The organism is Enterococcus silesiacus (genome assembly GCF_001886225.1).
Classification (GTDB): domain Bacteria; phylum Bacillota; class Bacilli; order Lactobacillales; family Enterococcaceae; genus Enterococcus_L; species Enterococcus_L silesiacus.
In genome coordinates this window covers 48,672-70,999 of the sequence record NZ_JXLC01000019.1, presented here as the reverse complement: position 1 = coordinate 70,999, position 22,328 = coordinate 48,672, and the positions used below count along the sequence as shown (strand labels likewise).

The window sequence follows — 22,328 nt, the reverse complement described above, 5'->3', positions numbered from 1 at the left end:
CTACCTCTTTCTATTTTATCAGATAAAGCTTAAACAAACAAACTGAATTGGCGGTTTATTTTCATTTTCGGGAAACTAAAATCATGCTCAACTGTATTTCTCAAACATATTTACTTACAACCAATTAAAAACATGTTTTTTTATCATCACTATCCATATAAATATCTTTTTTCTTTTGTTTATATACCATATTATATGAATTTTAAAAAGTGGTTATCCATTTCATTTTATACCTTAACATAAAAAAACAGTTTTTCCTTCTCTCGTCTTCATAAACACTGTTAATCCTTCATCTCCATTGGATAATACCATTTTAAAATCTGTGGTTAAATGTTAAAAAAAGAAGTGGTTTCTGCTAAAACAAGAAACCACTTTTCTTAAAAATTCTATTTTTATTTTTTATTTCATTATTATTATTCAAAAAAGTGAATTTAACACCTTTTATCATTTGTTATTATTTCAATTAACAATAATAAACACTCGTAATTGTTTTTTTGATCATTCATCATTTTTTCACATAAAATCCTCAATTTTTTCGTATTTTATGAAGGACTCTGCCACCTTAACTATAGAGATAAAGTAATTAAATAATTAATTCACCTTAATTGAGTTGGTGCTATATCTCTTCTAGTCACATTTCCACCGTATAGACAGTGTGAGTAAAATAACCTTTTCTAGTCCATCTTATTTAAAATCAAACGAGATTTTGACCATTTGTTGCAATGACTTCTTTATACCAATTAAAACTTTTCTTTTTATAACGATTCAAAGTACCTGTTCCATCATCATTCCGGTCGACATAAACAAAACCATAACGTTTTTTTAGCTCAGCAGTTGTAAAGCTGACTAAATCAATGCAGCCCCATGAAGTATAGCCCATGATCTCAACGCCATCTTCAAGTGCTTCAGCTACTTGGACTAAGTGATCATTCAAATAATCGATACGATAATCATCATTCACAGTTTTAGTGCCATCTTTAAGCTCTATCAACTCATCCACTGCGCCAAAGCCATTTTCAACAATAAATACAGGCTTTTGGTAGCGGTCATATAAGATATTCAAATAGTATCTCAACCCTTCTGGATCGATTTGCCAGCCCCATTCGCTCGCTTTCAAATAAGGATTAGGTACCCCACCTAAAATATTTCCTTCTCCTGTTTCCAGTGACGGATCTGAGGATTCACACGTACTCATATAATAACTAAAGGATATAAAATCTACCGTCTCTAGCAAATCTTGTTGATCTTGTCTTGTAATTTCAAGATGAATATCATTTTCCTTGAAAAATCGCTTAGCGTAGGCTGGATAAGCTCCTCTTACTTGGATATCAGAAAAGAAGAAGTTTTCTCTTTCAGTTTGAAGCGACGCTAGCACGTCAGCAGGTGCTGGTGTCAATGGATAAACAGGCATTCCTAGAATCATACAACCAATTTGAGCATCAGGCAACAGCTCATGACAGGCTTTTACTGCTCTGGCACTTGCTACTAATTCATGATGAATTGCTTGATATAAGTCTTGTTTTGATAGTTTTTCTTTCGGTGTATAAATGCCTCCGCTTAAAAAAGGCGCATGTGTAATCGAATTGATTTCATTAAACGTCAACCAATACTTTACTTTTCCTTTATAACGCGTAAAAACAGTTCTGGCATAGTGCTCAAAAAACTCGATCATTTTACGATTACGCCAACCATCATAGGTTTTTGACAAGTGAAGTGGTGTTTCATAATGCGACAATGTCACTAATGGCTCCATTCCATATTTATGACATTCATCAAAAACTTTATCGTAAAATTCCAGCCCTTTTTCGTTCGGCTCCTGTTCATCACCTTGTGGAAAGATTCGTGACCAAGCAATCGATAATCTGAAAACTTTAAACCCCATCTCAGCAAATAACTTAATATCTTCTTTATATCGATGGTAGAAATCGATGCCGACTAGTTTCATGTTATCTGAGGTTGGTTCACTTGTCGGCAGCCCCTTCCAACCATGGGGCGCAACATCTTCTACACTTAGTCCCTTGCCATCTTCATTATAAGCCCCTTCACATTGGTTAGCGGCAATGGCACCGCCCCACAAAAAATCTTTTGGAAATTTAGACATAATCGTTTCTCCTTTGTTCTTTTTTATACAACATATAAAATCGTCTCTTGACTGTTTGTTTTAGTTACTTCTTTAGCTACAATATCGATATATGAGTCAGTGTTCGTAACAACAATCGGTGTTGTTGCATCATATCCAGCTTCTTTCACCTTGGCAAAATCGACTGACAGAATTTTTTGTCCTTTTTTTACTTTGTCTCCCGTTTCAACAAAAGCCGTAAAATATTGTCCTGCTAATTCTACCGTATCAATTCCTACATGGATCAAAACTTCGATGCCATTTTCACTTGTTAAACCAATAGCATGTTTTGTAGGAAATAACGCGGTTACCTCACCATCAAAAGGTGCTGTGATCGTGTCTTCTTCTGGAATGATCGCAACGCCATCTCCCATCATTTTTCCTGAGAATGCTGAGTCATTCACTTGTTCTAAAGGAATCACTTGCCCTTTCATCGGTGCATAGATTTTTTTAGGGTCGTTACTACCTGTTTCCACAGCTGCTGAAATCTCAACTGATTGTTCTGCCTCGTTTTTTTCTACTTCATCAATCCCGAAGATCCATGTTAAAACGAATGTTAATACAATTGAAATCCCAGCTACCACGATTGCATTGATAATATTTCCATTGCCTTGTCCCCCGATAAATTGAGGTAAAGCGACCAGTGATGGCACAGCGAATGCATAGGACTCTAACCCAGTAATACCCATATACACGCCACAAACTGCCCCTGATATCATCGCAGCATATAATGGTTTTTTGTATTTTAAGGTCACACCATACAGTGCAGGTTCAGTCACTCCTGCTAATAACGCTGAAATACCAGATGCCGCAGCCACTTGTTTTAAATTTTTATCTTTTGTTTTAGCAGAAACAGCTAAAGCTGCAGCACCTTGGGATAAATTTGCGGCCAACATTGCTGGAAGAATCAAAATATCAGGTGTTGCTGGTGAAGCAATTAGGAAAATCGGGGCAAAAGCCCAGTGCATACCTGTCATTACGATCAATGGCATAAAGGCCGCCATTAAACCTAGCGCTAACCAACCAGCTTTTCCTTGAATCCAAATAATAGCAGATGACAATAATTGGCCTGCAAACGTTCCTAACGGTCCGACTACGACCAACGCCAAAAGCCCTGAAATCAATAAAATGAGCAATGGTTTTGTGAAGCTTTTGATTACATTTGGAATAATTTTATCAAAGAAATTCTCAATGTATTTCATTAACCAAACCATGATTAAAATTGGAATCACAGAGGATCCATATGAAGCAAGCGTTACTGGTAATCCTAGAAATTGGATTGGATCACCAAGATTGACCATCTCAACAAAATTCGGGTGCAGCATAATTCCCGCTACTGTGACTGCCAGCATTGGTGTCACATTGAATTTTTGTGCTGCTGTAAATGCCAGCATGATTGGCATAAAGTAAAACGGTGCATCACCAAAAAACGATAGAATCGCAAACGTCTGGCTGCTGTCATCTAAAATCCCCATTAATGGTAGTAGGATCAATAATACTTTGATCATTCCACCACCTAGCATCGCAGGAATCAGCGGTGACATACAACCTGAAATCACATCCACAAAGGCCTCAAATAAATTTTTCTTTTCCCCAGTGTTTTCAGTTGGTGCTTGATTACTAAAATGTCCTAGTTTTACTAGCTCTTTATAATAAGATGCCACATCGTTTCCCATAATAACTTGATATTGTCCACCTTTTCTCATCACGCCCATCACACCTGGTACTTCTTTGACCTGGGCATCTTCAACGGAACTTTCATTGTGTAAAACAAAACGTAAGCGTGTCATACAATGCGTCATCGACTGCACATTTTGTTCCCCTCCGACTAAGTCAAGGATTTGTTTTGCTGAATCTTTATAGTTCATCTTTTTTCATCCCTTCTACGTAAAAAAGACCCAAAACAGCCCCGCTTTTGGGTACTGCTTTAGGTCATGCTCCTAACGGATAACAATCCTATTTGCTTATAAATTTTTCGTGATTCTTCTGATATGTGCGGTAAGATACACTAACTCTGTCGAGCTTAAGCAGTAATCAAATGCCTTTTGAACATATTCGCTGATTTTTAATGAACAGCGATATTCTAGTTCATACTTTTTCTTGAGTGTATCAAGCAACTCAGAATCCTCATCTTCATAATGTTCTCCAATTAATAACCTTTGGGCAAAAAATTTAACGTGGGTTATAAATCGATAATAATCTAAAGATGACTCATCAAATTCTGTATTGTATTCTTCTTTTACGATATCTTCGATATTTTTAGTGATTTCTGCGATTTCGTACGCTAGATCAAAACTTTTAGACTGTTCCGCATTAACAAAATGAATAGCAATAAATGCGGCTTCATCAATAACAAATTCGACTCCGAGTTCTTTGCGAACGATCTCCATTGCCTTTTCCCCTACTGCATATTCGTCTGGGTAAAAACGCTCGATATCCCATCGCAAGGGATTTTTCAAGATGATTCCATCTCGATAACGCTCAACCGCGGAATGAATATGGTCCGTCAGATTGACGTAGATTGTTTCGCTTAAATTTTTTCCAAGCTTGATTTTACCGAAATTGATAATTTTTTCTGCGACCAAGATATGCTCCATCGGCACATCGATCAATAGCTCTGTAAATTTATTTTGTGTATCTTTATCTCTTAATAAAAAGGTTTTTTCGACCAGTTCCAGATCAACAGTTTGACCTTTTTTCTGCCCAAAAGCAATTCCTTTTCCCATTAAAAGAACTTCAACACCCTTACTATTGCTAGAAATGACTGTATTGTTGTTTAGTACTCGTTTTATGATCATAATAAGTCCCCGATTACAAAAAAATCCCATTTACCCGTCGCTAAATAACGGTGCAAATAGGTCCTGCTCACTTTCGTGATAACATCCAGTTAACTAAAAATTAAAGCGCTGCGGCATGCTTACCCAAAGTAATAACATCCACTGCTTGATGCTTAGCATAGCAAACATTGGAAGGGCTGTCAATACTAAAAAAATCCCAAACACAAAAAAAGAGTGGTGGCTAGGACATAACTCTGCGAGTCACATCCTAGCCACATAAAGCCCGGATAAACGGCGAGAACCAAGTAGAAACAGTAACATACAGTCTCTACTTGGTTCTCGCGGCAATACATTTTTATCTTGGTCTCATTTTCGCTATTCTTTGGATGGAATCAGTAATCGTAATCCATTCAAAATAACTAATAACGTACTCCCTTCATGTGCGATAACACCGATCGTAATATCCATTTTCCCAAGAATATTCAATGTGATCAACAAAACCACAATAAACATTGAAAAGATGATATTTTGCCAAACCACTCGATCTAAACGTTTAGAAACCTTGTGCGCATAGCTGAATTTCGTTAAATCATTTTGCATCAAAACAGCATCTGCAACATCAATTGCAATATCCGTTCCATCTCCCATTGCAACGCCAATGTCTGCCGTTACTAAAGCAGGAGCGTCATTGACTCCATCACCTAGCATTGCTACATTACCAAAACGAGCTTGTTGGTCTTTAATGATTGCTGCCTTATTTTCCGGCAAAACATTTCCAACCACTTCATCGATCCCAATTTGGCGCCCGACAGCTTGTCCAGTTAGCTCTGCATCTCCAGTGATCATCGTTGTATGAATACCTTGAGATTTCAGGTAGCTAATCACGGTTTTGGCATTTTCATTTGGTACATCCATCATAGCGATCAAACCAATGACTTCATTATTTTTAGCAAAATAGACAACGGTTTTGCCTTCCTTCGCGTATTGTTCATTATGAGCATTGATTTTGGTATTGACTAGACTGAATATTTCCGGTTTACCGATTTGATACGTATCACCAAGATATTCTGTCACAAGCCCTTTACCAATTTCATTTTCAACCGTTAAAGTTAGTTCAGTTCCTGCTTTAAATTTAGCTAAAATTGCATTAGCTAATGGGTGGTTAGCTGTTTTTTCCATTGCCACAATTAGATCGATACACTTTTGTTCTGTTAGTTGTGCTGTATCGCTTAAGAAATAAAAATCAGTAACCGATGGTTTTCCTTTAGTCAAAGTCCCAGTTTTATCAAAAGCAACGGATTTAATTGTAGCTAAATTGGCTAAGAATGAACCACCTTTGAATAAAACACCTCGTTTAGCTAAATTGGAAATGCCTGATAAGGTTGCCGGAACAGCACTTGCCGCAAGTGCACAAGGTGATGCGGAGATTAAAAATACCATACCGCGATAAAAACTTTCGTTCCATGTCCAATTAAATACAAATGGACCTGCTGCGATAAAAATCGGTACCAAAATCAAGACGATCGTTACATAATAAGGTTCTAATTTTTGAATCTTAGTAGCGGTTTTTGATAGGTTTGATTGTGACTGATTAACTAATTGAAGAATTTTAGCAAAGACTGTATCACTGCTGTCTTTTGTCACTTCCATAGTAAACGCACCATTACCATTAATGGTACTGCCGAACACTTCATCGCCAACTGTTTTTTCTCTAGGAATACTTTCACCATTGATCGATGATTCATCAATCGACGTTCGACCTGATAGAATAGTGCCATCGGTAGCGATTTGGTCTCCATTTAATACTTGTAATTTATCACCGATTTTTAGTGTCGCTACATCCACCGTCTTAACGCTACCATCCGCTTGGATTAGACGAGCTTCAGTTGGGTTCATTTTAAGTAAATTTGTAATTTCTCTTTTACTACGACCTTCTGCATATTCTTCAAGAAAGTGAGCAGCTGCAAAAATGATAATCAACAAAGCGCCTTCTTCATAATTTCCGATGATCGTCGCACCAAATGCGGCTAAAGTCATCAAAATATGAACATTCGGTATAAATTTTTTTTGCTCTTTTGACTCACTGATTGTATCAACGATACCTTCTAAAATAATATGATAGCCAGATAATAACATGGCACTAACGAAAAGAATATTCTGTACTAATGACCCTTCATTGATAAAAAATGCAACGATGAAAATTGCCAATCCTGTAAAAAATAAAACGACAGGAGATTTCCCATGGCTATGACTGTGACCATGGCTGTGGTCATGACCTTTTTCGTCCGAGCAACTGTGATCATGGGTTTTTGTTGTGTCCATTTTATATTTCCTCCTTTTGAGTGTTTTCTGAAAAGATACACTTTGCTTTTCATATGATTATTCGTTCATATATCATATATTCATAATACATGAACGTTCAATCATATGTCAAGTAAAAACTGATTTTTTGGGCAAAAAAAAAAGCAAAGTATTTTACGCTTTGCTCTAAGTCTATATTTAGTCTGTTTCTTTCACTTGAATGTATTTAAAACTATAAGGCGAGCCAAAACTATGTTTCACAACGCCACTGATATTTTTCTTTTGCAATAATGCTGTTTGTTGCTGATAAATCGGTGCAATCGCGTAATCCTCTGCTAATAATAAGTGTTCTGCCTGCAATAAATCTGACCATCTTTTTTCTTCATTTGCCGCATCTGTTTCAGTAGCCGCTTGAATTAGCTGATCATATGCTGGATTTTTATAATTGATGTGATTTAAGCCAGAGGTCGAAGCAAACATATCTAAAAATGTGATGGCATCTTTAAAATCAGGCATCCACTGACCAAAAGCAATATCATAGTCACCTGATAAATAGCGTTCTTGTAAGTTATTGCTTGGTAATGTAGTAATTTCAAATTTGATATTCGGCAACACTTCAGCAATTTGATTTGCTAAATATTCGGCTGTTTTCTTCTCTGTATCCGTATCTTTAGCCAAATAGACTAAGCTGATTTCTTTTTTATTTAGTTCTTTTTGCGCTTGTTCATAGGCTTTTTGCGCCTCGGCTTTATCAAATTTTTTCTGAACACCACTTTCTTTACGGAAATCTTCCCCTGTTTTAGGATTTTGAACAAAATCTTGAGGAACAAAGCCTGTTGCGGCAATAGAACCATCTCCCAAAATGTTTTTTACAAAGGTATCACGATCAATTGCTAAAGAGATTGCTTTGCGTAAGTGAGCATTTTCCAATGGTTTATTGGGTCCTTGATTAAAACGTAGATAACCCATTTTTGTGTCATTTTGGTTTTGAAAATCTGGATCATTTTTATATTGTTTAGAAAATTCTCCATCTAATATAACTCGATCTAACTCATCCGTTTGATATAAATTAACGGCTGTACTGGTTGATTTTACAACGGTCGTTTGAATTGCATCAACCTTCACATTCTTCACGTCCCAATACTTTGGATTTTTGACGTATGTCCAAGTATCAGAATTTTGTTCCCAGCCTTCTAGAGTAAAGGGGCCATTATAAAGAGTTGTGTTAGCTGATGTTCCGTAGTCACTGCCTTGTTTTTCAGCAAATGTTTGGTTGATTGGGAAAAATGTTTCAAATGTCAGTAAAGACGTAAAATAAGGAGTTGGTTTGATTAAATGGATCACTAGCGTATGCTCATCTGGCGCTTCTACTCCAAGTTGATCCGGTTTCATTTTTCCTTGATAAATGGCATCTGCATTTTTGATTGAAGCAACAAACAAACTAGCATATGATGGTGCTGTTTCCGGTGTGACGGCTCGTCTCCAGGCATATAAAAAGTCCTTAGCAGTAACAGGGTCACCATTTGACCATTTTGCATCGTTCCTTAAAGCAATCGTATACGTTTGTTTATCTTCGCTGATTTCTGGTAGTTCTTTGGCTACAGCTGGAATTGCTTCATCTTTTTCATTTAATTGGTAAAGCCCTTCAAGGACTTGATTTTGGGCATTGAAACTAGTGAAATCTTCTTCTTGTGTGGTATCAAGTGTCAGTAGCTCTGCTGGCTCAGTAAAATGAACGATTGCTTTTTTTGATTCATTTGATTCCGTTTTATTGGCTGGATTACAACCTGTCACAAAAATCAAAAGTGCCAATGCGCTAATTGCAAAAAACTTTTTCATCTCTTTCCTCCTCAATACTGGATACTAAACTAAACAAAATTCACATTTTCAACAACCGCTATTTCTGGATCTAGCGATTGCATGACTGGACAATTCTTGCCAATCAGTTTCAATGCTCGCTCAGCTTTTCCTTGCGCCTCTTCCGAAACATGGATCGAAAAATCAATTACAACGCGGCTTAAAGGTTTCGCTTGTTTATCTTCTGCTCGTTCATAAGAGATATCTACCTTTTCAATAGTAAAATCAATGTGAGAATTCGTTAATATTTTTTCATAAACATAGGCTCCACATGCACCAATAGATGCAACTAATAGTTCAACTGGCGAAAAACCGATATCTTTTTTTAGTAACCAGTTACCACTTTCATGTACCAATTCAAATCCCTTTTCCCCTGAAATTAATTCCATTTTTTCCGCTCCTCTGCTTTATTTTATCGTTTATTTTCATAGCGTTTTCTTTATCTTATTATGATAGTACAAAATAGCAGAAACTGATAATAGTTTATTCCCAGGTATGATAACCAAAAGCTATCAATAAAAAAATGTGACCAGGCTATCACTCTTGTGAGTCAGATCCCAGTCACATAAAATCCAGATAAACGGTAGGGTTAAAAGCAACTCACCCAAAAATAAGCGCCATTGCCCAAACCTTATCTGCTAAGAGTACATTCGTCAAAATCCTTTTTCAATCGATTATCTTCTTGATTTTTATCTTGGATGATTGAATCAATGTATTCTTTTAAAAATTTGCTATTCTCAGAGATGATTTGATAACCAGCTTCTGCTTTGATTTTCTCCACTTCATTATCCGTAATAAAATCATCCCCAGAGAAAAAGCGATAATTTACCTGTCCTACAAATTCAGCGGCAATATCCAATTTTTTACTATCAGATAATCCTGCATCAATCAATTGACTGTACCCTAAGCTCTTTCCATCGTTAATAAAAAGTTCTTTGATGTATTGCGAATAATTTTCTAAGTTGGCAACTGAATGCGTATTTGCTTTTTTTTGATAATCAAATGAATTTCCCTTTAGTTTCACTACACCGTATGCTTGAGGTGCAATCGAAAAAGAGCTGGACACGATTTCAGTTAGTGGATGGTCGTCCGTTGTTTCTGTCATGATATCTTGAGCATGGATATGGCCTGAAAAAACAATCGGCACTTGGTACTCTGCTAAGACTTGCTTAAATTCATCCGCATTATTAAGGACAAAACCACTTGATAATAGTTTGTTGTGGGCGTATATATTATGATGCATGAAAACGAGCGTTTTTTTCTTCTCTTGTTTGGCTTTTTCTAATTGTTTTTTGACCCATTTCATTGTTTTACCACGAATCGTTCCACCTGTTGTGGGACTTGTTTGCGGTTGATTGTCTTCGGGATATATATTGGAATCTAGAAAAAGAAAATTATACTGTTGATTGACTGCGACTGAATAACTTAATGAATTTTTGTCGTAGTTCGTGGCATTTTGATACCCAGAATCAGCAAATATTTCTTTAAAATCAGCAATCGAAATCGGATCCGTTTTTTCCTGCTGATCACCAACAAATTTTCTAGCCCAGCCATCGTTGACATCATGATTTCCTGGAATCACAAAAACGTTGATGCCTTCGTTTGTTAGTTGTTTCAGTAATTCAGCCAGCTTTTCAGCACTGATTTTTTCACCATTTAACGTTAAATCACCTGTAATGATCAGCATATCTGGTTTTTGTTCCATGGCTTTTTTGATAAAGGCCTGCCAGCTCTCTTTTTGATAATCAAGTTCTTTTCCTGCCGCGGTCTGTTTGATTTTTTTGAAGGCTAAGCCTGAATCCGTTAAACTTTTATCAATATAGTGTGGATCACTGATCACCCAAAATTCGATAGCTTCCTTTTTAAATAGGGTTTCTTCTTGCTGCTCTTGATTCTGCCCCAAATAAATGACTGCAGCTAATACAACAATTATACTCAGTAAAGCGAATCTGATTTTTTTTCTCATGCCTTCATTCCCCATTCTCTATTGTTCCCTTCTATTTTATGCTTTTTCACACAAAAAAGCTCTCACTGTTTTTAATTTACTAAAATACAGTGAGAGTTACTTCTATAGAATTGTTTATAGTTCTGCTCCATTTGTTTGGATCAACTGTTTGTACCAATCAAAGGAATCTTTTTTGATTCGTTTCAACGAGCCGTTCCCTTGATTATCACGATCGACATAAATGAAACCATAACGTTTACGCATTTCACCTGTCGTAAATGAAATCGGATCGATACAGCCCCAAACCGTGTAACCTAAAACATCTACTCCATCTATCTCGATTGCTTTTTTCATTTCTTTAATATGCTGAGTAAGAAAATCGATTCTTTCTACATCGTGGACTTTCTCTTCAACTAAAGTATCAGCATAGCCAAATCCATTTTCTACGATAAAGATTGGCCGTTCATAACGATTACTTAATAGGTTTAGATAATGACGTAAGCCAGCAGGGTCGATCGACCAGCCCCATTCAGTCATACTTACATAAGGATTTTCTACAAGCGAGCTATCGCCAAGGAGGTCATCGTCTAAACGAACTGCTTCCGGTCGTGTTGAAATCGTGTTGCTTAAATAGTAGCTGATACCAATATAATCGACTGTTCCAGCTTTTAGCAACTGTAGATCTCGCTCAGTAATATCCAGTTCATAGCCGTTTCTTTCCCACTCTTTGATTGCCCAGCGAGGATAGTTTCCTCTTACTTGGACATCCGTGAAAAATAACTGTTTCTCATCTTCTTGTTGTGCTGCAATGATATCACTTGGATCACTTGTCAAAGGATAATTCGGTGTTGCAGCTAACATACATCCGATCTGAAAATCTGGATTGATTTTTTTCCCTTCAGCAACTGTGATCGCACCTGCTACAAATTGATAATGTGCCGCTTGATACATCGTTTTTAATTTGTCTTCACCCGCTTGATAAAGAATACCTGAATTGGTAAATGAATAAATTGGATTTTCTAAGATTCGTTGATTGTTGATTTCATTAAAGGTCATCCAATATTTTACTTTATCTTTGTAGCGCTTCATCACAGTTACAGCAAATTTAGTGAAAAAGCCGATCAGTTCACGACTGCGCCAGCCGCCATACTGTTTCACTAAATGATAGGGCATTTCAAAGTGAGACAACGTTATTACCGGCTCGATCCCATGTTCCAATAATTCATCAAACAACTCATCGTAAAAAGCGAGACCCGCTTCGTTCGGTTCTTGTTCATCCCCATTTGGAAAAATTCTCGTCCAGGCAATGCTCGTTCTTAGACATTTAAAGCCCATTTCAGCAAATAACTGAATATCTTCTTGATAATGGCCATAAAAATCGATTGCTTCATGGTTGGGATAAAATTTTCCTTCTATAATACCGTCTGTAATTTCTCTAGCATGATCTTTTGAACCAGCCGTCATCACATCCGCAATACTTACGCCTTTGCCGCCTTGATTAAAGCCGCCTTCAACTTGATGGGCAGCTACTGCACCGCCCCATAAGAAATCGTTTCTCATTGATTCGTATCCTCCTTGCTTGAGCCTACAACAAATAATTGTGTTGCGGGCGTTACGCTGTCGCTATCATTGATGATGTTTAAAGTTTCCATACTTGGCGCATCCGTCAAAATAACAGGTGATGTCATCGCGTAACCAGCTTGTTCAATTGCTTCGCGATCAAAGACTAGCAATGTTTGACCACGTGTGATCGTATCGCCCATTTCAACTTTTGTTTCAAAATGTTCACCATTTAAATTAACTGTATTAATGCCAATGTGGATCAACAATTCGCTACCGCCATGTGATTTCAAACCAATCGCATGTTTTGACGGAAAAATTGCGACCACGGTTCCGTCAAATGGTGCGACAACTTTATTATCTGTTGGGATAATCGCAACGCCTTTACCTGCAATTTCACTAGAAAATACATCATCGTCAACTTCTTTTAATGGAATTACTGTACCTGCAAGTGGTGCATAAACAACCGTTTCAGTTGTACTTTCGACATTGGCTGACATTTCAACAGTTGTTTCTTGAAAATCATCTTCCCCTTGATCTGTTTCAGGTAAGAAATCGGTCATTTCATCTTCTTTGACACCGAAGAAATACGTCAAGACTGCTCCTGCAATCAACGCAGAACCTACTCCGATGAAGTAACCAACTTTTGGTGTATAAACTGGAATAGAGAAAATATTATGGAATACATACGCATTCATGGTCACACCTGTCACACCACAAATTGCGCCACCAATCGCACCAGAAATCGCTACGATCGGTAATAAGCGTTTGTATCTTAAAATCAAGCCGTATACGATTGGTTCTGTTACTCCTGCAAATAAACCAGTTAATGCTAAAGGTCCAGCTAAAGCTTTCATTTTTGAATGTTTTTTAGATTTCAAGTAAAAACCAATTGCGATCCCAATTTGAGCAAAAACAGCCGCAACAGCCATTCCTTCGATTGGGTCACCGCCCATTACCGTTAGGTTTTCAAGCGTGATTGGCGAAAAGCCCCAATGCAAGCCAAACATCACCATAAACGGCATTCCGCCACCTAAAACGATTCCTGAAAGCAACGCACTTTTACCGATCAACCACATAACAGCTTGTGATAACGCATCCCCAATGACCGTTCCAAATGGACCGAAAAGTAATGCAGTCAATGGCACCATGATCATCAAACTAAACATTGGTACGGCAAATAATTGCAGGTCTCTAAATATAATTTTTCGTAAGAATTTATCCACGAATGAGTAAATAAAAATTGCTACAAAAATTGGGAAAATGGTCGTTGCATAATCAACAACATTTAAATTGATCCCTAGAAAATCTAGTTTTTCCTGACCGATCATGCCAGTAAATGACGGTTCTAGTAATGCTGCACCGATCACCCCACCTACATACATGTTACCGCCGATTTTTTTAGTCAACGTGATTCCTAAGAAAACAGGTAAGAAGTAAAAGATCGCATTACTTGCCGCACTTAAGACCATATAGGTTGAACTAGTATCGGCTAAAAGTTTCATTTCAACTAAAATCGTTAATACGGCTTTGATCATTCCTGATCCTGCCATTGCTGGAATCAGTGGTGAAAAGGCACCCGAGATTACTTCAAATACATAATTGAAACTTAGTTTTTTCTCCGTCTTTGGTGCATCTTCGTTTAAGTCAGCGAGCGATTGGATTGCCGCATAATAATCTGGTACTTTACTGCCAATCACGACTTGGTATTGGCCGCCGCTGTTGACTACTGACATCACATATGGCAATTTTTCCAATGATTCTTTGTCTGCTTTTTTCGTGTTTTTCAAACTAAATCTTAAACGTGTGGCACAGTGAACTAAACTATTGATGTTCGACTTGCCGCCGACAAGTTCGATAATTTTTTTACTTTCTTCTTCATAACGCATGATGATAGTTCCTCTCTTTGATTCATTTTTTTATAAAAAAAGTGACCTAAGAAACACTTAGAAACTAAGTGTTTTTCTTAGGTCACGCCTGCTTAACCAGTAACGATCCTATTGATTGCTTGATAAGCGATTTAAGTGAAGGGTTAAGTACATCAATTCATCATTTGAAATCGTCCAATCGTATTGTTGTTTCAAAAATGTTTTGATTTTAACTGCACACTGATAATCTTGTTCGTATTTCACAGCAATTAGATTGATCAAGGACGAATCCTCATTTGATGAAACTTCTTTATCTAGCTGTCTTTTGACAAAGTAACGAATATGGGTAATGAAACGAGTAAAATCATAGGATGTTTCATCGTATTCTTTGCCATAGTGATATTTAATAATATCAATAATGCTTTGAATGATTTTGGTTGTCAGCATCGTTTCGTTCATATTGCTAGTAGAGTTATAGGCATTGACAAAATGAAGGGTAATAAAAGCTGCTTCTTGATTTGGAATCTCAATACCTGTTTTCTCCCGCATCATCTGAACGGCTTTTAATGCAAATGCATATTCTTTTGTGTAAATCTGTTTGATGTCCCATTCTAGTGGTGAACGCATTTGTAAACCTTCCGCGGCTCGATTTAAGACAAAACCGATATGATCGGACAATGTCAGTAAAATGGAATCATCGATCGATTGTTCTAATTCTGCTTCGCCTAATTGAATAATATCACTGGCCAGTTCAATATCTTCAATATCGATTCGTGCAAGCAGATTATCTAAGTTACTAACGGAATTATTACCTTCAAGAACAAATCTTTTTTCAATCCGAGCTGAATCGATCACATCACCTTCACGCTTGTTGAAGCCGACGCCTTTGCCCATAATGATTTCTTCGATGTTGTCATCATTTAAAACCAAAGAAACATTATTATTAAAAACTTTCAGTACTTTCATTGAAATTATCTCCTGTTCTTGACTTGAAAAACGAAAAAAGACCTGACCATATCAAACATCACCAAAAAAAGTAATGTGTGAGGTCACGCCTGCTTAACCAGTAACGATCCGTTGACCAAAGTATACAACGACTTATTTTCTTTGTCAATAGTACGCTTACATTTTGACAACAAACTTCCTCGCACATTACTTAAACGCCTGAATTTACTGAATTTGATCTATCCCTTATTTTCTTCAAATGAATAAATTTGCTCGATTGCGTCGGTTAATTTTTTAAACTGAACAAACTTTCCTTCACGAAGATACTCTTTTCCATCGACGAAAAAAAGTAAGGTTGGGGCTGAAAAAATCAAATATTCAGCTGAAATTACTTTGACTTTATCCGCTTCCACTTCTCTTAGTTTGATTTTAGGATAGTGTTTTAATAGCTCGGTCAATTTAGGTCTAAGTGCATGACACACCGAACAATCTTCTTGCGAGACATATAAGAACGCAAGATGATTTTCATTGATAAAGGTCACTACCTCTTGAATTGTTTGTAATTTTTCCATTGGCTGATCATCCTTTTGCGATTGGCTAAATCATAGCACCTTCTTAGCAAGATTACGATTTTTATGCCCAACCTTACCTATTCACTTCAATCCATGCTTTGTAAAAATCTCTATAAAATCCGTCTTGATCTTCTGCTGTCATGATATAGCGCCCAACTAGCGTGCCAGTTTGATAGCCTTGTTTCGCCAATTTTGCTTTCATCGATTGGAAATTATTTTCCAACGGATTATCTGACTTGATCGTCAGTAGAAATTGTTTGTATGAATACTTTGGTTGCTCTATTTTTTGCCAAATCGTCTCTTCTTCTACAAATTCTTTTGCTGTGACTGCAAACCCATAGGTGATTTCTTTTTCACAACCATCCTCGATATAGATGACTAAACTAGAAGGATTATCGATATAAGTCTGCAATTCATTGGGATCTTTTAAATCAATTGGAATAATTCGTTCCACGTCTAATGGCTCATCAACAAATTCTTTTTCTTTCAACTCAATCAAATGCAACAATTGATCTTTCCTATGTTTGATCCCTTGTTGTCTTTTCTCCAGTTCAGCTAATTCTGTAGCCACTCGTGTTTCTGTTTCATCTAATATAGTCCATAATTCCTCTGGTGATTTTCGATAAAGATTTGTCATTTTGTTGATGGGGATATCGAGTTTACGGTAAAAATCAATATCACTGATTGTCAGAATATCCTCCATATCAAATAGTCGATAGCCATTATGCCGATTTCTAGAGGATGTCAGTAGATTCATATCATCCCAATAACGGATCTTTGATTTTGGTAATTTCATGATTTCAGCCACTTGTCCTACAGTTAATAACTTCTCTTTTTCCATCATCTCACCTCTGATTTCAATTATAAACAAAAAGCATTGACATTCAAGTAACTTGAAGGTGTAGAATTCCCTTTGAGTCTTGAAAAGGAGGAAATTATATGAAGATCATTCAGTTTTTCATTAAAAAGAATAGGATACTTATTTTAGCGACAGTTATTAGTTTGTGTTTACAAATTATTGGGACACTTGGTGTACCGTTACTCGTAGCTCAATTGATCGACGTGGGAATTGCTCACGGCGATGAACAATCTATCAAAACGATTGGGCTTAAAATGCTCGCAATGGCTTTATTTGGTGCGCTCTCAGCAATTGCTGGAAGTTATCTTTCTGCTAAAGTAGCCGCTAAATTTGGTTTAGAAACACGGGAACTATTTTTTGATAAACTTCAAACATTTTCCATTAAAGACGCAGATCATTTTGGAACAGGTTCCCTGCTGACAAGAATGACGAATGACGTTGATAATATTCAACAAATAATCGTGTTGTTCCTGCAATTGATTTTACCTGCACCGATCATTGCAGTATTCTCACTATATATGACATTCACTTACTCAGCAACATTAGCTTTAGTACCACTAATTGCAATCGTCGCTTTTGGGGTGATCGTCTATATTTTGATGAAAAAAGGGACCCCTCTTTCCTTATTGATCCAACCTAAAATGGACAAAATCATTGTGACTTTACGTGAATTTTTCACTGGAATCAATATGATTCGAGCCTTTAACAATCAAGAGTATGAAGAAAAACGGACAAATAAAACATTTTCTGACTATGCAAATGGCATGATTCGCGTAAATAGTATTTTTGCGTTTATTACGCCAGTCGCCTTCTTGTTAATGGGTGTGGTTTTCTCTTCTATCTTATGGTTTGGTGGAAACTTCGTGGCACTTGGTACCTTGCAAATTGGTACTGTTTCAGCCGTCGTTGAATATTCTTTACTAACACTTGCTTATTTGATGATTGCAGCAATGGTGTTAGTAATGTTACCTAGATCGCTTGCTTCAGTAAAAAGAATCGAAGAAATCTTGAATACCCAAGACCAAATTCTTGATACTGATCAGCCTGTTTTACTTGAAAAAACTGAATCTCAAGATACCTTGATCGATTTAAATCACGTAACATTCAGTTATGATCAAGCGGATGAGCCCGTTTTAGAGGATATCCATTTCAGTATTCCAAAAGGAAAAACAACCGCGATCGTTGGGGGTACAGGTTCTGGTAAGAGTACAGTTGCCAAATTACTGTTAAGACTTAGCGATGTCTCCGAAGGTGCGATTTTAATTGATGGCGTGGACATCAGAAATGTTACGCAAGAAAAGCTACGTTCTAAAATCAGTTACGTTCCTCAAAAAGCCTTTTTATTTAGCGGAACCATTAAGAGCAATTTATTGATGGGCTATCCTGAAGCAACGAAAGCCGATATGGATCGAGCTGCTAAAATTGCTCAACTCACTTCTTATATTGAAACGTTAGAAGAAGGCTACGATTCTTTTGTAGCGCAAGGCGGAACCAACTTCTCTGGTGGTCAAAGACAACGTTTGTGTATTGCTCGTGCTTTGATCAAGCCTGCAGATATTTATATTTTTGACGATAGTTTTTCAGCCCTTGATTATCAAACCGATGCTGCATTAAGACTGGCATTGAAAGAAGAAATGTCCGATAAAACCTTGCTGATTGTCGCTCAACGATTAAGTACGATCCAACAAGCTGATACGATTATCGTTTTAGATGAAGGTAAAATCGTTGGTCAAGGAACGCACAGTCAACTGTTACAAAGGAATAAAACATACCAAGAGTTTGCCCGCTCACAAGGGATTATCATGGAAGGAGCACAGTCATGATGGAAAATTTAAATAAACAAACATTAAAACGATTCTTTCAATTGATTCGACCTGAACGTCCGATATTTTTTGGTTTGATTCTATGTAGTTTGGTTGGAAATGCCTTAATCATCGCTATGCCGTTCATTATGGGGATCGCCATTGATGATTTGCTTATGCTAGTCAAAAACCATGGTGTCGGTCAGATCACGTTTCCAATGGTTCAAGAGGCTTTGCTGGCGCCTGTTTTGATCTTGATCGTCTTTTCAATCCTAAGCAGCGCGATGTCTTATATCCAAGAACGTGTCATGGCTTCTTTAAGCGAACGAATCACATTAAGAGTCAGAAAAGAAGTCACAAAAAAATTCAAATCTTTACCGATGGCGTTCTTTGATCAACATCAAGTAGGCGATATCCTAAGCCGAACAACAACCAGTTTAAATCAATTATCACAAGTTTTCTTAACAGGGATCAATCAATTCTTTACATCAATCTCAACCATTCTTTTTGCTGGAATCATGTTGTTTTACATTGATGTCAAATTAACCCTAATTGTGGTTTTACTGATTGCTGGAAGCTCATTCTTAACAAGTAAAATTGCCAATAAAAATAAAAAACTAGCAGAAGCAAGTCAAGCCGAACTTGGGATTTTAAATAATAAAACAGAAGAGTTTTTATCTGGGAATTTAGTGACAAAAACCTTCAACCAACAAGAACATGCCAAAAACGTCATTTCAGAAACGAACCAAAAGCATTACAAAGCATTTTTAAGTGCTCAATTTATGAACTTTGCGATTTATCCAGCGATTCGTTTGATCAATCAATTAGCGTTTATCGTCAGTGCTATCATTGGTGCCTTCTTAGTCTTACAAGGCGGAATCACGATTGGGTTACTTCAAGCTTATCTACAATATATCAATCAAGTTTCTGAACCGATTTCTACAGCTTCTTATGTCATTAACTCGATTCAAGCAGCACTAGCTGCTGTTGATCGGATTTTTGAGATTTTAGATGCGAAGGACGATGTTCCAGAAAAAGCAAACCTACAAATCATCGAGCAACCCACTGGCGCTATTGCTTTTGATCAGGTTCAGTTTGGTTATACTAAAGAAAAAATATTGATGAAACAAGTTGATTTTACCGTTAAGCCGAAACAAATGGTGGCAATTGTTGGACCAACTGGTGCTGGTAAAACAACGTTAGTAAACTTATTGATGCGTTTTTATGAATTAAATGGTGGTCGAATCACCTTTGATGGCGTAAATATCACAGACCTTTCAAGAACAAATCTACGTGCAATGTTCGGAATGGTTTTACAAAATACGTGGCTATTTGAAGGAACGATTGCGGAGAATATCGCGTATGGACGCATGGATGCGACACGAGAAGAGATCATCGAAGCTGCCAAAATTGCCCAATGTGATCACTTTATTCGGACATTGCCTAACGGTTATGATTCGATCATTTCAAGTGAAAACGGCTCACTGTCACAAGGGCAACAACAGTTATTGACAATTGCCAGAATTATTTTGGCAAATCCTCCTGTAGTTATTTTGGATGAAGCTACCTCAAGTGTGGATACTAGAACAGAAGCCCACATCCAAAAAGCGATGGATGAAGTGACAAATAATCGAACAAGCTTTGTGATTGCGCACCGTTTGTCTACGATTGAAAATGCTGATTTGATTTTAGTGATGAAAGATGGCGATATTGTGGAAAAAGGCAATCATCAAGAATTGTTGGCGAAACCTTCGTTGTATGCATCTCTTTATAATAGTCAGTTTCAGCAAACATGAGCGTTAAAAAAGAGCCCGAAACAAAAGATCCGTTTTGTTTCGGGCTTTATATTTGAATAAACATTTTTGTCTCGGCCCATTCAAAATATCCTCACCATCCTATATAATCAGAACCAAAACTGCCTAGATCATCTGTCGGTTCTAGTAACATCGAGCTGCTCAACAACTCATTTACTTCGCTCATCTGATGTTTTTTTCACAAGGAACAATCGTGACAGAATTGAGGAACCAATAGTTATTTCATAATAAGCATCGATTAATTTGGAATAATCGAGTTTTTTTATGAATTGGTCACGATAGTTCAGCGCATTTTCTTCTCTTTTTTCATATTTACTTTCTTCTACATAGGGATATTGTATTGGAACATCGACAATGATCATCTGGCTCTTTCGTTAATTCGTGAAGTTGCTCATGAATATTAAGACCTTTTGACCTTGTTTGGTGAACTAAAAGTCGATTTCTTTTTTGCTTTTAGTATTTTGGTAGCTTCGATCAAGCATTTTTTTATAAGCTTTTTCGTTATCTTACGAATGGTGGCCCATGTCATATTTGGATCGAAAGTTTTCCCAATTGACTCAATACAATGAGGTTCTGAGGGTTTATACTTTTTCAAAACTTATTCCATCGTGCACTTATTCAATCAAGCTAATTTGTTGAACACAGCCCAAAATTCCCTTGTTGCTTGATCCTTTTTTATTTATAATTTTCATCTCCTGCCTACTTGTTTATAACAATCAGTATATGGAATTATTATTTATTTTTCAGCGATAATAAAAGTTTTTAGCTGAGATATTAATCATTCATTAGATGATTCCATCTTTTCTTTATTGCTTTTTTTTTATATTTATATTATAATTTTCTCAGCTACTGTTCTATAAATAGTAGACTATAACCTTAAATGGGAAAGGAATTATGTATTTTGAAAAATTTTAGATTAGGTTTAATTGGTATTGTTTTATTAGGAACATCTCTAGCTGTTTTAGCGCCAGAATCAGCTTCAGCAGTAGATAAGAACGTTAATGTTTCTGATTCTATTGACGTGGCACCTCAAGAAATCGTTGTTGAAGACAACGTAGAACTAGATGCAGGAGATTCTGTAACACTTAAAGCTTCTGTTTTACCTGCCAATGCAACAAACAAGCAGTTACTTTGGGATACAACGGATGAAGGCATTGCTGTAGTAGATGCCAATGGACGCATTACTGGTGTAAACCCTGGTTCTACAAGTATCGACGTAAGAACAGCAGATGGAAAAATCGTTAAGTATATCGATGTTACCGTAAACGAAGTTGCGCCTCAAGAAATCGTTGTTGACAAAGAAAATGTAGAATTAAATTTAGGCAACTCAGTAACACTTAAAGCTTCTGTTTTACCTGCCAATGCAACAGACAAAGAATTATTCTGGGTTTCAATGGATGAATCGATTGTTGCTGTTGATGATAATGGTAAAATTACAGGTAAAAAAGAAGGAACAACTGAAATTTCAGTATTATCTGTGACTAACTTTGGTGAAATTGAAAAACAAATCACTGTTACAGTTAAAAAGAAATTGCAAGCAGCAAACTTAAAATTTCCAGCAACAAACGGATTATATTTTTCTAAACAAGATATAAAAGAGACGTTTGAAATGAAAGGTATTCCAGATGGAACACCTCATATTCTTTTCCATTTAAATAAACAAAATACTATGTATGATTTAAAAATCGGTGAACTAGATTTTCTTAATGGAACTGGCGTGTATAATGTTCAATCATTGACATTAGGTCGTCCGATGATTCAAACACTATATGATGTAAATGTAGATCGCAAATTAGATAATAGTAAAATGGTTATTATGTACGTAGATAAGAAAAATCCAACAATTGTAAAAGATTACTTTATCGTTAAACAACGCTAATTTTTACTCTTCATCTAATTTAACCTAAAT

The 22,328-nt window shown here is 36.6% G+C and carries 15 protein-coding genes; 3 read left to right on the top strand and 12 right to left on the bottom strand.

Annotated elements, in window-relative coordinates:
- Nucleotides 1–694 precede the first annotated feature (694 nt).
- The 12 genes from RV15_RS12890 to RV15_RS12835 form a co-directional block, all read right to left on the bottom strand.
- Nucleotides 695–2,101 (bottom strand): glycoside hydrolase family 1 protein, encoded by a 1,407-nt coding sequence (locus RV15_RS12890; RefSeq protein WP_071878436.1) that lies wholly within the window; start codon nt 2,099–2,101, stop codon nt 695–697.
- 23 nt (nt 2,102–2,124) lie between these two features.
- Complete coding sequence (locus tag RV15_RS12885; RefSeq protein WP_071878435.1) at nt 2,125–3,987, bottom strand: beta-glucoside-specific PTS transporter subunit IIABC; 1,863 nt, start codon at nt 3,985–3,987, stop codon at nt 2,125–2,127.
- Between the two features lie 96 nt (nt 3,988–4,083).
- Nucleotides 4,084–4,917 (bottom strand): BglG family transcription antiterminator LicT, encoded by an 834-nt coding sequence (gene licT / locus RV15_RS12880; RefSeq protein WP_071878434.1) that lies wholly within the window; start codon nt 4,915–4,917, stop codon nt 4,084–4,086.
- Between the two features lie 354 nt (nt 4,918–5,271).
- Nucleotides 5,272–7,218 (bottom strand): heavy metal translocating P-type ATPase, encoded by a 1,947-nt coding sequence (locus tag RV15_RS12875; protein ID WP_071878433.1) that lies wholly within the window; start codon nt 7,216–7,218, stop codon nt 5,272–5,274.
- A gap of 177 nt (nt 7,219–7,395) precedes the next feature.
- Nucleotides 7,396–9,036, bottom strand: a complete 1,641-nt coding sequence (locus RV15_RS12870; protein WP_071878432.1) for a peptide ABC transporter substrate-binding protein — start codon at nt 9,034–9,036, stop codon at nt 7,396–7,398.
- 29 nt (nt 9,037–9,065) lie between these two features.
- Nucleotides 9,066–9,443, bottom strand: a complete 378-nt coding sequence (locus RV15_RS12865) for an OsmC family protein (protein WP_071878431.1) — start codon at nt 9,441–9,443, stop codon at nt 9,066–9,068.
- A 242-nt stretch (nt 9,444–9,685) separates the two neighbouring features.
- Entirely contained in the window at nt 9,686–11,020 is a 1,335-nt protein-coding gene (locus tag RV15_RS12860) for a metallophosphoesterase (RefSeq protein WP_071878444.1), read from the bottom strand.
- A gap of 114 nt (nt 11,021–11,134) precedes the next feature.
- Entirely contained in the window at nt 11,135–12,559 is a 1,425-nt protein-coding gene (locus tag RV15_RS12855) for a 6-phospho-beta-glucosidase (RefSeq protein ID WP_071878430.1), read from the bottom strand.
- The gene (locus tag RV15_RS12850) at nt 12,556–14,448 is read right to left on the bottom strand and encodes a beta-glucoside-specific PTS transporter subunit IIABC (protein WP_071878429.1); all 1,893 of its coding nucleotides are present in this window, start codon (nt 14,446–14,448) and stop codon (nt 12,556–12,558) included. The genes RV15_RS12855 and RV15_RS12850 overlap by 4 nt, the downstream gene beginning before the upstream one ends.
- 108 nt (nt 14,449–14,556) lie before the next feature.
- Nucleotides 14,557–15,393 carry a BglG family transcription antiterminator LicT gene (licT, locus tag RV15_RS12845; protein WP_071878428.1) on the bottom strand — a complete coding sequence of 279 codons (837 nt, stop codon included), beginning with the start codon at nt 15,391–15,393 and terminating at the stop codon, nt 14,557–14,559.
- A gap of 218 nt (nt 15,394–15,611) precedes the next feature.
- Nucleotides 15,612–15,944, bottom strand: a complete 333-nt coding sequence (locus RV15_RS12840; RefSeq protein WP_071878427.1) for a thioredoxin family protein — start codon at nt 15,942–15,944, stop codon at nt 15,612–15,614.
- Between the two features lie 73 nt (nt 15,945–16,017).
- Nucleotides 16,018–16,785, bottom strand: coding sequence for a MerR family transcriptional regulator (locus RV15_RS12835; RefSeq protein ID WP_071878426.1), 768 nt, complete (start codon nt 16,783–16,785; stop codon nt 16,018–16,020).
- A gap of 98 nt (nt 16,786–16,883) precedes the next feature.
- On the opposite strand from RV15_RS12835, the gene RV15_RS12830 reads away from it, so the two are divergent.
- The 3 genes from RV15_RS12830 (at nt 16,884) to RV15_RS18980 (ending at nt 22,298) form a co-directional block, all read left to right on the top strand.
- On the top strand, nt 16,884–18,626 hold the full coding sequence (locus RV15_RS12830) for an ABC transporter ATP-binding protein (RefSeq protein ID WP_071878425.1): 1,743 nt from the start codon (nt 16,884–16,886) through the stop codon (nt 18,624–18,626).
- Nucleotides 18,626–20,401, top strand: a complete 1,776-nt coding sequence (locus tag RV15_RS12825) for an ABC transporter ATP-binding protein (RefSeq protein ID WP_071878443.1) — start codon at nt 18,626–18,628, stop codon at nt 20,399–20,401. The genes RV15_RS12830 and RV15_RS12825 overlap by 1 nt, the downstream gene beginning before the upstream one ends.
- A 919-nt stretch (nt 20,402–21,320) precedes the next feature.
- On the top strand, nt 21,321–22,298 hold the full coding sequence (locus tag RV15_RS18980) for an Ig-like domain-containing protein (protein WP_071878423.1): 978 nt from the start codon (nt 21,321–21,323) through the stop codon (nt 22,296–22,298).
- The last annotated feature ends 30 nt before the right edge of the window (nt 22,299–22,328 follow it).